Source organism: Uniformispora flossi, from assembly GCF_049534875.1.
Taxonomy (GTDB): Bacteria; Actinomycetota; Actinomycetes; order Streptomycetales; family Streptomycetaceae; genus Yinghuangia; species Yinghuangia aomiensis.
Genome location: NZ_JBMULZ010000012.1, coordinates 24,913 through 38,033 on the forward strand (window position 1 = coordinate 24,913; position 13,121 = coordinate 38,033).

General features: G+C 64.9%; 14 protein-coding genes and 1 pseudogene. 8 read left to right on the top strand and 7 right to left on the bottom strand.

The annotated features are described in order from the left end of the window. Positions 1–288: 288 nt before the first annotated feature. Positions 289–702 (top strand): very short patch repair endonuclease, encoded by a 414-nt coding sequence (locus ACPA54_RS24400; RefSeq protein WP_423533454.1) that lies wholly within the window; start codon positions 289–291, stop codon positions 700–702. On the opposite strand, the gene ACPA54_RS24405 is transcribed toward ACPA54_RS24400, so the two are convergent. From ACPA54_RS24405 to ACPA54_RS24425, 5 genes are all read right to left on the bottom strand, one after another. Then, positions 653–1,273, bottom strand: a complete 621-nt coding sequence (locus ACPA54_RS24405) for a hypothetical protein (RefSeq protein ID WP_423533113.1) — start codon at positions 1,271–1,273, stop codon at positions 653–655. The two genes, ACPA54_RS24400 and ACPA54_RS24405, sit on opposite strands and share 50 nt — an antisense overlap. Next, the gene (locus ACPA54_RS24410) at positions 1,273–2,925 is read right to left on the bottom strand and encodes a helicase-related protein (protein ID WP_423533115.1); all 1,653 of its coding nucleotides are present in this window, start codon (positions 2,923–2,925) and stop codon (positions 1,273–1,275) included. The genes ACPA54_RS24405 and ACPA54_RS24410 overlap by 1 nt, the downstream gene beginning before the upstream one ends. After that, positions 2,922–5,279 (bottom strand): ATP-binding protein, encoded by a 2,358-nt coding sequence (locus tag ACPA54_RS24415; RefSeq protein WP_423533117.1) that lies wholly within the window; start codon positions 5,277–5,279, stop codon positions 2,922–2,924. The genes ACPA54_RS24410 and ACPA54_RS24415 overlap by 4 nt, the downstream gene beginning before the upstream one ends. After that, entirely contained in the window at positions 5,276–6,460 is a 1,185-nt protein-coding gene (locus ACPA54_RS24420) for a DNA cytosine methyltransferase (protein ID WP_423533119.1), read from the bottom strand. Before ACPA54_RS24420 ends, ACPA54_RS24415 begins: the two co-directional genes overlap by 4 nt. A gap of 1,274 nt (positions 6,461–7,734) precedes the next feature. Next, a complete protein-coding gene (locus ACPA54_RS24425; protein WP_423533121.1) occupies positions 7,735–8,016 on the bottom strand; it encodes a hypothetical protein in 282 nt (93 codons plus the stop codon). Here ACPA54_RS24425 and ACPA54_RS24430 point away from each other — a divergent pair. Further along, positions 8,006–8,386 carry a UTRA domain-containing protein gene (locus ACPA54_RS24430; protein WP_423533123.1) on the top strand — a complete coding sequence of 127 codons (381 nt, stop codon included), beginning with the start codon at positions 8,006–8,008 and terminating at the stop codon, positions 8,384–8,386. The two genes, ACPA54_RS24425 and ACPA54_RS24430, sit on opposite strands and share 11 nt — an antisense overlap. Positions 8,387–8,757: 371 nt before the next feature. Then, the gene (locus ACPA54_RS24435) at positions 8,758–9,009 is read left to right on the top strand and encodes a DUF7660 family protein (RefSeq protein ID WP_423533125.1); all 252 of its coding nucleotides are present in this window, start codon (positions 8,758–8,760) and stop codon (positions 9,007–9,009) included. 342 nt (positions 9,010–9,351) lie between these two features. On the opposite strand, the gene ACPA54_RS24440 is transcribed toward ACPA54_RS24435, so the two are convergent. Then, a complete protein-coding gene (locus ACPA54_RS24440; protein WP_423533127.1) occupies positions 9,352–9,531 on the bottom strand; it encodes a hypothetical protein in 180 nt (59 codons plus the stop codon). A 569-nt stretch (positions 9,532–10,100) separates the two neighbouring features. On the opposite strand from ACPA54_RS24440, the pseudogene ACPA54_RS24445 reads away from it, so the two are divergent. From ACPA54_RS24445 to ACPA54_RS24460, 4 genes and pseudogenes are all read left to right on the top strand, one after another. After that, positions 10,101–10,325, top strand: a pseudogene (locus ACPA54_RS24445) (DUF1877 family protein); the annotation flags it as partial. A gap of 361 nt (positions 10,326–10,686) precedes the next feature. Then, entirely contained in the window at positions 10,687–10,992 is a 306-nt protein-coding gene (locus tag ACPA54_RS24450) for a winged helix-turn-helix domain-containing protein (RefSeq protein ID WP_423533129.1), read from the top strand. A gap of 303 nt (positions 10,993–11,295) precedes the next feature. Further along, on the top strand, positions 11,296–11,583 hold the full coding sequence (locus ACPA54_RS24455; RefSeq protein WP_423533131.1) for a hypothetical protein: 288 nt from the start codon (positions 11,296–11,298) through the stop codon (positions 11,581–11,583). Between the two features lie 68 nt (positions 11,584–11,651). After that, positions 11,652–11,891 carry a hypothetical protein gene (locus ACPA54_RS24460; RefSeq protein ID WP_423533133.1) on the top strand — a complete coding sequence of 80 codons (240 nt, stop codon included), beginning with the start codon at positions 11,652–11,654 and terminating at the stop codon, positions 11,889–11,891. A 79-nt stretch (positions 11,892–11,970) separates the two neighbouring features. Here the strand turns inward: ACPA54_RS24460 and ACPA54_RS24465 are convergent, their stop codons facing one another. Then, complete coding sequence (locus tag ACPA54_RS24465) at positions 11,971–12,318, bottom strand: DUF1330 domain-containing protein (protein ID WP_423533135.1); 348 nt, start codon at positions 12,316–12,318, stop codon at positions 11,971–11,973. Between the two features lie 366 nt (positions 12,319–12,684). Here ACPA54_RS24465 and ACPA54_RS24470 point away from each other — a divergent pair, with 366 nt between their 5' ends. Then, on the top strand, positions 12,685–12,918 hold the full coding sequence (locus tag ACPA54_RS24470; protein WP_423533137.1) for a hypothetical protein: 234 nt from the start codon (positions 12,685–12,687) through the stop codon (positions 12,916–12,918). Positions 12,919–13,121: the final 203 nt, after the last annotated feature.

The following is a 13,121-nucleotide window of genomic DNA, read 5'->3' on the forward strand; positions in this document are numbered from 1 at the left end:
TACGCGAAATGATGCTCACGGAGACCTTCTTTTCCGTCCAAACAGGGTCGTGAAGGATTCGGTGCCGGGAGAGGGGCCGAAGTCGGTGCTAGCCTGACGACAGGTCCTCGCTGCGCCCCAAACGTCTAGTGCTGGGGTGTCTATTGTCGACCTCGTCGCGGACTTCATTCTGGTGGATCCGTCGGCATCTTGACGGAGGCGTGGACTGTCGCAGTCGCCGCTGGAGTCAAAGCGCTGGGGTAAGGAGGCCTGATGTCTACGGGTGTCGACCCGATTGTCAGCACGCGTATGTCCCGAATCCGAGGGCGTGACACAATGCCCGAGATAAGGGTGCGCCAGGAGTTGCATCGCCGGGGTCTCCGGTACAGGGTGAACTTCAAGCCCGTGCCCACGTTGCGGCGGACGGTCGATATCGCTTTCACAAGGCAACGAGTGGCCGTCCTGATCGACGGGTGTTTCTGGCATGGCTGTCCAGATCACTTTCGGCCGGCAAAGGGGGATCGGAAGGAGTTCTGGGCGGCCAAGGTCGCGGAAAACCAACGCCGCGATCAGGACTCCACCAAGGCGTTCACGTTGGCGGGTTGGACCGTTCTCCGGTTTTGGGAGCATATTGCCCCGGTCGAGGTAGCCGACAAGATCGAGGCCGAAGTGATCAAACGGTCCGCAAGCCGACAGTCGCCTTCCGAGAAACCGTGTAGGTGACCTGCTCGCATCGGGCTCTCAATGTGGTGGCCAGCGAGAGCGCGAGGTGCCAATCGTCGTCGGGCAGTGGTGCGGTGTTGGGCTTGGTGACGGCGATGACGATCAATTGCGACTCGGACTCCGCCCGGCGTAGGCAGGCGTGCCAGACCATACCCTGCAGGCCACTCATCGGACCCCAGGTGATGAAGGCCGACTCACCATCGGGTCCATCGGCAAGGCAACGCATCGGTTTCACGTCGAGTGTCTGCGCACGAAGGGTCCATCCCGAGCCCAGGGCGAGCCGAACGACCGACTGCGGACCGGGGTACTCGCGTGCCGTCATCTGAGCCATCGGCCCGACACCTTCGAGCGCCCGACGGTACTGCTTCGCCGGCCCGTCCTTGATCCACGGGCGTATCTTCTCCGTGGGCATGAACCTAGCGAGTCGCCCCCCGATCTTGGGATCCTTGACGAACCGGTCGTACATCTCCGTCGCCGCGGGCGAAGAGACCTCCTCCCACCGCAGGGCGTCGAAATGGCGGGCTAGCTCCGCGAAGATCTCCAGGCGAATCGGTTCAGGAAGGGTGGCCATCAGCCCCCCTCGATGGGCGGGAACTCCAAACGGACGCTGTCGTCCGCTCCCCCAAGGTCACCCACGTCGGCCATCCATTGATCCAGGAGCCCCTTCACCCTCAGGTCCTCGAACTCGAACTGGTTCCGCCCGACTGATACCTGCTCGATCTCGCCCTCGGAAACCTGTTCTCGCATGTCGTATACCTCGGCCAACCGTCGGATGTCGCTGACGAAGTCCAGTACCTCCACGTGCGTCTTTCCCTTGCGCAGACGGAGTCCGCGGCCAAGCTGCTGTACGAAGATGCGTCGGCTGTGGGTCACCCGGGCGAAGCAGAGAATGTTGACGTCGGGTACGTCGACACCCTCGTTGAGGATGTCGACGGCGACGAGGATGGGCACGTCTCCTGTACGGAAGCCGAGCAGTCGTGCCCGCCGCTCCCGCGACTTCAGTTTGGCGTGCAACGTCTCGGCCCTCTCCCAACCGGGCCGTCGGGCGAGCAGGTCGCGCATACGCTCGGCGTGCTCGATCGTCTGGCAGAAGACAATGGCTCGCGGGTTGGTGGTCTGGTCCCAGACCTTCTCAAGGTGTCCCCGAACCGACTCGTCTCGCTCGGGGATGAAGAGACGCTTGTTCAGGTCCTTGATGGAGTAGCCGTGCTCGGAGGCATGGCGGACGAAGTCCCAGTCAATGTTGTCGGCGAAGACGCGGTACTTCACGTCAGCGAGGTAGCCCAGCCTCATCCCCTCCGAGATGGACACCCGCTCAACTGGTTCGCCGAAGGTCCGCTCAATGTCGTACCGGTCGCCTCGCCACGGCGTGGCCGTCACTCCCAGCCGTTTAGATTTTGGCAACAGGCCCATCATGGTGGCGTAGTTCCCGGTCTCTCCCACGTGGTGTGCCTCGTCCACGATCACCAGCTCGGGGGCGTAGCCGGATTGGATGTAATCACGCGCCGTTTTCGATACACCGAAGGCTACGCCTGGGAGGGAATCGGGTTTCGAGTCGCCGTGCAGCAGACGGGTCGGTACGCCCTTGGGAATGTCCCGCCACATCGCCCGTTCAAGTTGCTCCACAAGGTCGATCATGTGCGCGGTGACCAGCACCTTGGCCCCCGGATTGGCGAGAAGGAATCGTCGCAGCAATCGGCCGGCGACGACCGTCTTGCCGAGGCCCGTGGCGAGGTAGATAAGCGCCTCGCCAGCGTTCTCTAGGGCGGCCCAGGCCGCTTCCACGGCACGGTCCTGATAGGGGTGGAGGTCGAACGGCGTGACTCGCTCCGGAGCGCGATCGTAAATCGTCGCCAGCCGTCGGCCGTCCCAGAGAGTCACGTTGACTCCAACGCCCCTCAGCGCGTCCGCCCGCTCCTTTGCCTTCCGGGTGAACAGTTGATTGGTGACCACTACCGCTCGGTGTATCGCGTAATGCCGCATCGCCGCGTGGGTTTCATCCACGGCCTCGCGATCCACATTGCCAGACTTCTTCCATTTTGACTGGAAGACCCAATCCTCACCGTTCAGCCGACCGAGGAGGTCGGCCCCCTTGTCCCCGGGACCATCGATGTTGACCAAATCCGTGAACGAGATTAGGCCGAGCAATCGCTCCAGCTGACGGGTGAAGCCCTTCGGGCCTTCCTCGACAAGGAAGGCCGGCTCTAGGAACGATCTGTTCATGCCTGGACGATCTCCGCGTCCAGTAGGTCCGCGGTAAGGAGCAAGCGGGACAGTTCCAAGGTGTTCTGCAGGGGCGGGCCCACCACCATCCGCTTAAGGTCGGTGAGGAAGGCGGTAACACGGGCCACTTGGTCGGCCTGTGTCTCCTCGCCGAGCGCAGCGTAAGTAGTGCGGAACAACCCGCCGTCCAGTACCAGTTCGGGACCGCCCGCAACGAGGTCGAGGATACCTTCGACTCCCAGGTAGCGCGCGAACTCGCCGCTCTCGACGGCTGCCTTCCAATCGACGTCCGGTGCCACCGCGATGGCGTACGACTCGGCGGCTCGCTTCGACTGACCGGACAGGACGGACCAAAACACGGCCGCGTCCTTCGAGGTGAGGTCCGCGAGCCGATCTCGCAAGGCCTCCAGCAGCATCTCCGCGCGATTCCGCACCGCGCTGGAGTCCACACGCCGATCGGGGAATTGCTCGAGGATCGAGGTCACCAACCCGTAGATGGAGCCCGATACCGAGTACACGCTCTTCAACTGCGGTGCCGCGCAAACGAGGGCGACGTTCAGCGGGGCCCACCCGTACCGCGCGATCAGCGTGGTACCGGAGTCCACGTAGATCTCTACCTCGCCAGCTACGATCCGAACCACGGAAGGCTGCCGCTGGCCGTCCTTGACCAGTTCGACTCCGGAGGTGACGTAGACGCGAAGGATCGCCTGAGCGGTACCAAGGCGAACTTCGCGGTCAGTGTCGGGAAGCAGCGTCGCATGCTCTCTGTACCTCGCGAAGCGCTGGTCTTCAGTCTCTGGCCGTGTCTCCGAGGTCGGCTCCGGCTGCTTCTGATCTTGGGACGGTGAGCGGCCGTCCTCCGACCCCATCCCCAGATGCCCAAGCCCCTCCCCCTTGAGCCAGTCATCCTCGTCAGAGGGCGGTACCGGCTCCGGCGGTGGTCCGTGCTTGACCCGATCATGATCGGCGGCGGCCTCGTACCATTTCTCGTCGGTCTGATACTCCGGATCCCCGCTGCGGAACTTCTGTGCCCACCTCTTCGCCTCATTGTGGACGGCGGTGCTGCCGTTGCCCGGCATGAGGTACCGGAGGCCCGGTTTGTTCTCTCGGAAGGCATTGAAGAACCGACTCATCGGAGAGTCGTTCTCGCGATTGAACAGGCGTTTGGCGAGCTGCGGCCGCAGGGGCAGGTCGCCTCGCACCTTCTCAACCATGTATCGCCACTCCGGCGACGATGTGTCGAAATTGGTCTTGCGGACGTTGACCGGTGCGTGGTCGAGGTGGATCTCGCCGACGATACGGCCCATACCGAGTTCGATCGGATACTCCAGCTCAATGTCTCCGTCTGGCCCCTCCCAGTCGAACAGGGACCTGTCCCTGGTTGTAATCGCACGCCCGCTTCGGAGGAACGTCAGCCCGAAGTCGGACTTATCTGCGAACCTCTGCACGCCCAGCCATCCCACGATCCGGCGCTCGCGCTCCTGGATATCGGTGCTCTCGCAATCGACGCACTGTTCGTGCCTTGAGGCGTACCAGTGCCCGCAGTTCATGCAGGCAAAGGCGTTGGTGAGTGGCACGTGGATTACTTCCGCAGCAGGCGCTTCCGCTGCCTTGTACATGACAGACCGGGTCGGGTCCCAGATGCACGGCACGAGAGGGGGCACCTGGCGAGCGTTGACGTATAGGCGCTGGTTCAGACCGCCCATCAGCTGCGCGCCCGAGTGAGGGCCGTTGGGGTCACGCAGCATGTAGGTGTAGATCCGCCCGAGGTTCTTGCTGACCTCCCGGATCGAACTCGCAGACTTCAACTTGACGACCACGTCTTCGCGGAGGTTCGTCACCGAGACGAGAGTGCCATGCTCGTCCGGATCCTTCCGCTCGTAACGAAGGGGCACTTCGTACGACGACTGCCGCTGCATCTCTCTAAGGTCGATGGTCGCGATGATCCACTGATCGTCGCCACGTCGTCCCGTACGGACCTCAGTTATCGTGCCAAGGCGGGCCGTAGCGATGTTGAAGCCCATGCCGAACAGTCCGAGGCTGCCGAACCGTTGCTTACCCGACGTGCCAGCACTCAGGGCGTACCGAAGCTCCTCCTGAGACATCCCCCGGCCGTTGTCGCTCACGACGACCTTGGCACTCCGGTTTACCTTGCCCGCCGTGGGCAGAGTGATGTCTATTCGAGGTTCCAACGTTTCATCGACACGGGCGGCCTCGACGAGTTCGTCGAGACAGTTGTCGATCAACTCGCACAGGCACTGGTGAAGTTGGAGATCGACCTCCGCGATCATCTCCAAGATCCGGGGAGAGGGCGTCAGGTTGAGGGTGCTGGGTCGCGTCTCCGTCTCCGTCATCCCTTGGATCCCTCCGCGCGCAGGGCGGCGTGGACGCTGTCGGCCACGACCCGCGCCAACTCGACTGGGACCGCGTTGCCGAGCTGGCGCATCGCCTTGCCCCAAGGGCCATGCAGCTCGTAGTCGTCCGGGAAGGTCTGCAAGCGGGCACTTTCCCTGACCGTGAAGTAGCGTATGGAGCCGTCCGTCTCACGCAGCATGTTCTCGCCGCCGGGGACTCCGTGACGCCCTGCTTTCAGCGTCTTCGCGGGCCAGTCCACCGGACTACCGGTGTGACCGGGGTAGGAACGGGCTCCCGGTTGAAGGATGTGGTTGAGGACGCCCGCGGTACCTGCCAGCGTCGGCTCGGGCAGACCGGTCAGCGCGTCGCGTATGGTGCGCCATCGCGTCTGAGTCTCATCCGGCCGCAGTTCCTCAGGTATAGGGAAGTTTGGCCGTTCCGGGCGCTTCGCCTTGGGCACTTCATGTTCCTGCCAGTACTCACCAGTTGTCCACTGGGCATGCAGAAGCGCGCGTCTGGAGTGGGTGGCAGACGGAAATTCCCAGGTCACGTCCAGGTCATTTCGGAAGCCGACCAGGAAGACGCGTTGCCGCTGCTGAGGCACGCCGTAGTCCGCCGCGTTAGCGAAGGCAGGGATGACCCGATAGGCCAACTCTTGGTTGCTGACGTCCTGACCTGCCGCCCGGAGCCGCCGCAGGTGATCTCCCCACAGTTCGTCGGGCTTCGCGGCGAGGAGGGGCAGCGAGAGCCTGGCTTGGATGTACTGGAAGTACTCGGCGAACCTCGGGCGCGCCAGACCTCTCACGTTCTCAATGATGAACGCGCGGGGCCTCAGGTGGGCGATCGCCTCCGCCGTAGCCGGGAACATGTCACGTTCGTCGTCGTCCGCCTTACCGCGGCCGCCAATGGAGAACGGCTGGCACGGTGGGCCGCCGGCGACGAGATCCACTTCGTCGGTGATGCGGGACCAATTGAAGTCCCGTACGTCGCCCTCCTCAACGTGCCAGTTCGCGACGAGCGCGTTCCCCCGGGCCTGGTTCTGTCGCACGGTGTCGCAGGCCCACTTGTCCAACTCAAGGGTCACCAACGGGTCGAACCCAGCCTCCTGACAACCCAGGGCCAGCCCGCCCGCGCCAGCGAACAACTCCACGCTCGCCAGCCGGGCGGACGTGTTCCTCATCAATAAGAGGGAGGGGTGGCGAACGGTAACGCTTGCAGGAACGACCGCAGTCTCAGACATGCACTTCTTTCCAACCATAGCTTTAGTCCGAATGTCATGATGCAGCACGGCCCGACGGCCTCGCCAGGACTTGCCAGCCTCCTGATCACCTCTCGGGCTGTGACCGCTTGGAGCCACGGTCGAGGCGAAGTCACCGAGTTGCCTGGCGACTCGATGCGCGCGGTCCTCTTCGCGCCCTTGGACTTTCACCACCTCGGCTGGCATTTGCCGCGCCTGGCACGAGCAACTCACCAGCCTCGACGGCATGTTGCCAGCGGCGTACTTCAGAGGGGCACGCGGGGGGCAACCAACCGGCAGAAGCTGTCGTTCGGTGACGGCGCCAAGGACCCGCACGTCTACGACGAGGCTGCGGTACGACTCCCCCCTCCCTGCCGCCTGTAGCACGAAGTCCCCCCAGGCACCCATGACGCCCCATTCTCGAAGCCCGTCCGAGGGCAGACAAGGCTCCAGCAAGGGCAGTTGGGTGGTGGACGCTCAAACCGTGATCACGACACTGGCGCAGAGCCCCTCCCCACCCGCGCCCCCTTTTGGGGGTTCCGCCGCAGTCAGAGGCGCGGCCGGGCAACGGCATCAATGCCCCTCCGGAACCGTGACCCGATGCGCCTGGGCATGGCACGGTGACTTCATGGATGCCGCCACCTCGGATCATTCCGACGAGTCAGCACGGTTGCCCAGTGGGTCAGCGAGGCTGGTCCGGTGTGGGAACGCAGGCACGGTGGCGACGAGTTCCGTCGCTTCATGCACGCACACGGTGGACTGCCGTCCAGACGATCGCATTCATCCGAGCGGTGCACGGCGGGACGCTCCGCGACGCCGTCGACCGAGTTGTGCAGTATCCGTGCAATGATCTTGCGCCACGGTGGCCCGTGACCGTGTTCCCCTGCTGGTCAGCGCACATTTCGGTGCAGGATGAGCGATCCCCTCCGGAGCCGTGTGCGCAGGTTCAAATCCTGCCGGGGGCACCCAGTTTGACCAGGTAAAACGGCCCCTCACCAGGGGCCATTACTGTTTGTAGGGTCCAGACCATATGCAGCCGTATGCCGGCCTGAGTAGCTGCTAATCAAGCGTTCCCGGTATGGGCACGGTATGATCTTCGTCGCCGTTTCCGCAGGTCAGAGCCGGTTTTCCTGGATCGCCGCGGTATGAACGCCAACGAGCCCCCAGCGCGGCCGGAAGGCTTGCCGGAGGCTCGTGGTGCGTGGTGGAACGGATGGTCATCCCTCGCCCTGGGTGGCTGTGTCGCCGTCGTCGTCCTCGGTGTCCGGTACGTCCGTGCCGTACGCGCGAAGGGCGTCATCCATGACCTTGTTCGCGCTTGCGTCGTGTTCGTCCAGGACCCACGAATAGCGCGTCATCATCACGTCGACGCTGTGGCCGGTGCGTTCCGCGATACGCGCCGGGTCCCGGGTGGCCCGCAGGCCGAACGAGATGCCCGCGTGGCGGAGGTCGCACGGCCGGTGCTCGAGGAGCGATTCCCGGGCCGAGATGCTTCGCATCCCGCCGGGCGAGCCGATGTTCACCTTCGACGAAGTCCACACCGCCGAGCACGGCCGCCTGCGCGAGACGCACCGTACCTACGTCCCGTTCTCGATCCTCGTCGGGACTAAGTTCGAGGAAACAGCCCCTCCCCCGGCGCCTGCACTCTTCGCCGAGCTGGAGGCCATGGGCCACGAGCTGCACTGGACAGAGCACGTCCGCACGCGCATGCCGATGCCGGACGAGGCGGCGACGCTCCGACTCGCCGAGGGCGTACCGCTGTTCCAGATCATGCGCGTGACGTACAACCAGAACGAACGGCGACTCGTGCTCGAAGAGTTCAAGCTCCCGGGCGGCGACTTGGAGATCATTTATACCGTTCAGCCATGACCCAATGCGATCCCGAACGCAGTCAGGCCCCCCTTGGGGAGCAGCGAACACGAGTTTTGCACCTGCCAATTCATGGTGGAAGGCCATCGGGTCCGGGCCGAGGCCAGGTGACGACTTGGCTCAGTCGGCAGCTGCGAGGGGCCTTGGGGCGCCCCACGGCCTGACGGCCGTGACCGGGGCGCGCTCGTTCCAGGGTGGTGGCGTCGACGACTCACCATCCGCCGCCGGCCTACGCCGCGTACAGCGCACCTTGGTGGTGACGTTGCGCTGCCCTGCGCGCGAAACCCACGGCATGCCACCCGGTCCCCGGCATGCCATGGGCCGTGGTTCGTGGTGCTGTTCCGCAGACCGCAGTCGTAGCATGGCAGTTCGTGGTGGAACCAACGGAAGGCGCGATCGGCCGCGCTGAACTAGCCGATTTCATACGCGATCTACGCGACGAATTCATCGGGAACGGCAGCACGTGGGAGAACCCGACCGTTGACCGGTTCCTCGACGCCTTGTCGGCGGCATGGATCAGCGATGCAGACGGCTGGTACGCCGCGCGCGGCGAAGAAGTCCCCGAGCGCGGAGACTGGGCATTCTTTGCCCGAGCGCTCAAGGCCGCTGCCGACTACGAGTAGACGAAGCGGACTCCGCAACACCTGGCGGCTGATCTGTCAGCGCCGGGCTGTTGTGCTGTAGTCAGCTGATCACCTGCGCCGGCTCGGGTCGGTATATGCACGGTATGGCCTGGAGGCTGGCCCGGGCAGGGGTCCTGATGTCACGATCGCTTGCGTAACTGAGCGCCCTGTGCCGACGCGGGATGAGTGGATGCGTGTGTATCGACGGGTGCTTGAGACCCGGAGTGCGGTGCATCGTTGTTGCCTAGACAGGTCGCCAGGGAAGTCGTTCACCAGCCCTCGACCGCGAGGACTGCAACCGACGCAACGCTGTCGCACGGTGGAGCGTCCGCCTGACGCCGGTCAGTTCCACAGTTCCTGGTTGAAGTCCTCGCCCAGCATCTCCGCTGCGGCCTCGCAGAGCGCTGCGCCGTACCCCTGGTTACTGCCCCAATCGGATCCCCAGAGGTCGGTCGCCGCCTGGGCGACGGCACGATAGCTGTAGTCCTCATCCACTCGCCACACGCGGATCTGGGCAGCCATCTCCGGTGTGATCCAAGCGGGTTCCCGATTGGTGTGTGTCATTGTGCAAACGCTACGGACGCTGCGGAGGGGACAGCCACCGGATTCCGCCGTGGGGTACGCGCCGCGGCACCCTCCATGATCGCGAAACAGGCGCGAAGCGCCGTCTGGCGATGCGATCTTGCATCCGGTTTCGCCGCAGGTCCGCAGCCGGGCCCGACGACGGCCATGTTCCTCACGGACGCTCGGCGCATTCCGGTCTGCGCAGGTCTGCGTTCCGGTCTGCGGTCGAGGTCTTGGGCGGGGGCTGCAGGCCGCCAGTTGGGAGTGGTCTGCGGTGAGCCAGAAGAGGCATGTGCCTTTCGGAGCTGTGGGCAGGGCCGCGCATATGCTCCGAACCGTGTGTGCCGCGGCTCCGTCCAGGCCCCGCGGTGCCGTTGTGGAGGCACGCGGCGGTGTCGGTCATCGCCCTAGTTTCACGGCTCGTCTGTAGCCTCGGGCCATGGGCGTGATCGCGTACTGCGCACGGCTGACGGCGGCCGAACTGGGTGTCTTGGTCCAGGAGTTGACGTGGATCAGGCACGTCGCCCGTGCGCTGCGTACGTCAGAGGGGGGCACGAAAGGCGGACCCGTCAGGCGCGCGCTTCCTCAGCGTCGACAAGGCATGGGTCGGCTTCGTCCCGGCCGAGTATGACTTCCCCGTTGACATCGTCCGCGGTGAGAACCTTCTCCCCGCACCTGACAGCTGGGGACCGCTCGGGTACCTCACCGCCGAAAACGTCCGCGAAGCAGCCGAAGCGCTGCGCCAGTTGGGCACCGACCCGGTCTCAGCTCTCTTTGCCAGGAGCTGTCCTGTGACTGAGGGCACCAGTCGACGCGCCTTCGAGGAGCACGCTGAGGCCGATGAGCTATGTCGTCGGCCGTTACAGCGCCTTGGTGGCCTTCGTGCAGGCAGCAGCTCAAGCCGACGATGCGATTGTCGTGTGGCGGTAATAGTGACCGCAGCTCACGAGCCAGACGGGCGCCCCCAGGGCCTGTTGAGACGCGGGTCAAAGGCCAGTCGCATCTCGGCAAGCGGTCTGCTCCGGAGCTGCATGAAGGGCGCGCAACGTCGATCGGATTCCGAGCAACAGCATTGCTGCATAGAGCGGTTGATATGACCTACGCTCCTGAGTCGTGAACCTGACACCTCACGCGACACTGCGCAAGTGGCTGCTTGAAGCACTCCGCGAGCGTGGCGGCAGCCTGTCGAAGCAGGAGGCGCTACGGCATATGGAAAGGACTCACGGTTCGCGGCTGACGGACGATGATCGACTTCCTCAGCCGTCCAACCAGGAAACGAAATGGGAAAACCGGACCGCCTGGGAACGTCGCCGCTTGGTGGAAGAAGGTCTGCTGGAGCCGTACCACGCGGGGGCTGCCCAGCGGGGGCAGTGGACGTTGACCGCGGCAGGATGGATCGCAGCTGAACCACTGCATTGATGGCGTGGACGGCAAGATCGACACGGTGCGTGCATGGCCGGCCGTCGCGAGCCTCCCACCCGGCGTGTCTACGACCGCACCGGCACTCCATGCACCGTGGTCGCCGATCGCCGCGTCAACTACGCCTCTGCCGCTCCTCCTGCGGATCACCATGCGACTTCGGGATGTAGCCGGTGCCGGCTGTCCCCGCTGGTCGGTGGGATGGGGCGCATGATTGTTTACGAGACTGCGCCGCGGCTCCCCGGGGTTTCGGAGCTCCGCGATGTCTGTGGCGTACTCGCGATACCGGAAGAGATTTCGTCTGTGGGCTATGCCGACGGCTACGAGGTCGCGAGCGTCGAGACGCAGTGGATTCCGGGCTGCGACCTCGCCCGCATCGACGGTGCGGACGGTGTCGGGCAGTGCTCGATCGTCTTCACACCGGTCGGGTCCGTGATCCACGGCTACGAGCACCGAGTCACGATGGTGGCGCGTTGGGGCGACGAACGCGGCTTCTGGCCGGGCCTGATCGAGGACATACCGGTGGAGCTGCAGCTCAAGTTGGTCGCCACGCCGACGAGATCCTGTACCCCGAGGGCGCCGCCATGGTGAGCGTGTGCCCTGTGCGTGAACCAACGGACGACCCGTGGTACCACGGTGCGGTCGACCTCCCTCGGGGTGTGGACAACCCGGACGGGGCCGACGGGTTTGTCGACCGCTTGCTGGGATTCTCACCCGCGGCCTATCAGCAATACGCCGAATTTGACTGCGGGGTCGACGTGAGCTTGGAAGCGGTCCGCGAAGTGTGCGCGTTGCGTCCGCTCACCGAGCGAACCGCCTCCGGAATCAACCCGATGGCCTCTCTGACTCAATTGCTGCCTGCCATCACCCGCATCGGGTACCCGCAGGTGGCTGGTTAGCCATTTCGGCGTGTTGGCATAGATGATGATGCGTCGTCACAGCCGTATACGGAGAGCCCGGGCCCGTGGGCTTTTCGGTTCAGTGACTGCTGGCTTTGTGGCGGATTGCGGTGGCGGCCGCGGTGGGGGTGTAGTCGTCGGGCACGCCGTCGATCATGACGATGTCGCCGCTGATGTGCCGCGACCGCAGCGGTGCAATCTCCCGGTAGGCGGGTGAGTCCCACCAGGCGCGGGCCTCTTCGATGCCGGGGAAGCCGAGCATCACGACGTTTCCAGCCCAGGTTCCTTCCTTCACCTCGTGCGGGGTGAAGTGGACGAGGTAGCGGCCGCCGAAGGGTCGCATCGTGTCGGGGAGCCGTTCGATGTACGCGGCGATATCGGCGTGCGGGGCGGCGTCCTGCAGGTGGGCGATGACGTAGGCCGGCATGGCGTGCTTCTTCCGTGAGGGCGGGCCGCCGTGGTGTCCCGGCGGTTTCGGGACCCGGGGCTGGTGGTCGGAGTCGCGGCCGTGCCGCGGTGGCGGCGTGGTCTTTCTGGCTTCTCTGCTCTGTCTGTTTTGCCTGTGCTCCGCTGACCGCAAAGCTACGGATGGACGGGAGGCGCGGAATCAGTCACGTATCGGTATTCACCGTCGAGTGCGCCCGCCGGTCCCGCTGGACCGGGTGACTCGCAGCGGGCATCGCGGTCCATCTCTGCAACTGGCCCTGGCCCCTGGGGCATCCGCGGACCAGTCGCGGACTCGGTGAGACCGGCAGCCGACGGGTCACGCTCAACGAGGGGCACAGCCACGGCCGTGGAAGCTCTGGGCCACCGCTACCGGCTCATCCAGATCATCGGCCAAGGCGGCATGAGCCACATGTGGAGGAGCCGCTACGACACAACCCTCGACCGGTGCCTCCTGGCCTACATGGCTCCGGAACAGGAACTCAACTCCGGTGTGGACTACCGCAGCGCCCCCTACGCGCTCGGTTGCACGCTCTACGGCGCGCGCGGCAGGAGCACCGGCCCAAGGGTGAGTCGTCCGTGATCACGACATCCTTTCCAGGCCTTCCAGGCTGCGGTCATGGGTCGCGATGCGCGCCGCGAGGCCCCGGTGATGCCCGCCGCGGGGGCAGGACGGGCCGGGCCGGAGCGGACGAGACAAAACCGCCCGCGCCTTCAGCTCAGCGTGTCGTGCGGGAGTTCCAGAGCCCGGCCGTCGGCTTGGAGCTTGTCGAGCCAGAAGCAGGT

Coding starts and splice junctions, on each gene's coding strand:
- ACPA54_RS24400 (WP_423533454.1), top strand. CDS start 289: ATGTCCCGAATCCGAGGGCGTGACACAATGCCCGAGATAAGGGTGCGC.
- ACPA54_RS24425 (WP_423533121.1), bottom strand. CDS start 8,016: ATGCGAAGCATCTCGGCCCGGGAATCGCTCCTCGAGCACCGGCCGTGC.
- ACPA54_RS24430 (WP_423533123.1), top strand. CDS start 8,006: ATGCTTCGCATCCCGCCGGGCGAGCCGATGTTCACCTTCGACGAAGTC.
- ACPA54_RS24415 (WP_423533117.1), bottom strand. CDS start 5,279: ATGACGGAGACGGAGACGCGACCCAGCACCCTCAACCTGACGCCCTCT.
- ACPA54_RS24440 (WP_423533127.1), bottom strand. CDS start 9,531: ATGGCTGCCCAGATCCGCGTGTGGCGAGTGGATGAGGACTACAGCTAT.
- ACPA54_RS24410 (WP_423533115.1), bottom strand. CDS start 2,925: ATGAACAGATCGTTCCTAGAGCCGGCCTTCCTTGTCGAGGAAGGCCCG.
- ACPA54_RS24405 (WP_423533113.1), bottom strand. CDS start 1,273: ATGGCCACCCTTCCTGAACCGATTCGCCTGGAGATCTTCGCGGAGCTA.
- ACPA54_RS24465 (WP_423533135.1), bottom strand. CDS start 12,318: ATGCCGGCCTACGTCATCGCCCACCTGCAGGACGCCGCCCCGCACGCC.
- ACPA54_RS24420 (WP_423533119.1), bottom strand. CDS start 6,460: ATGAGGAACACGTCCGCCCGGCTGGCGAGCGTGGAGTTGTTCGCTGGC.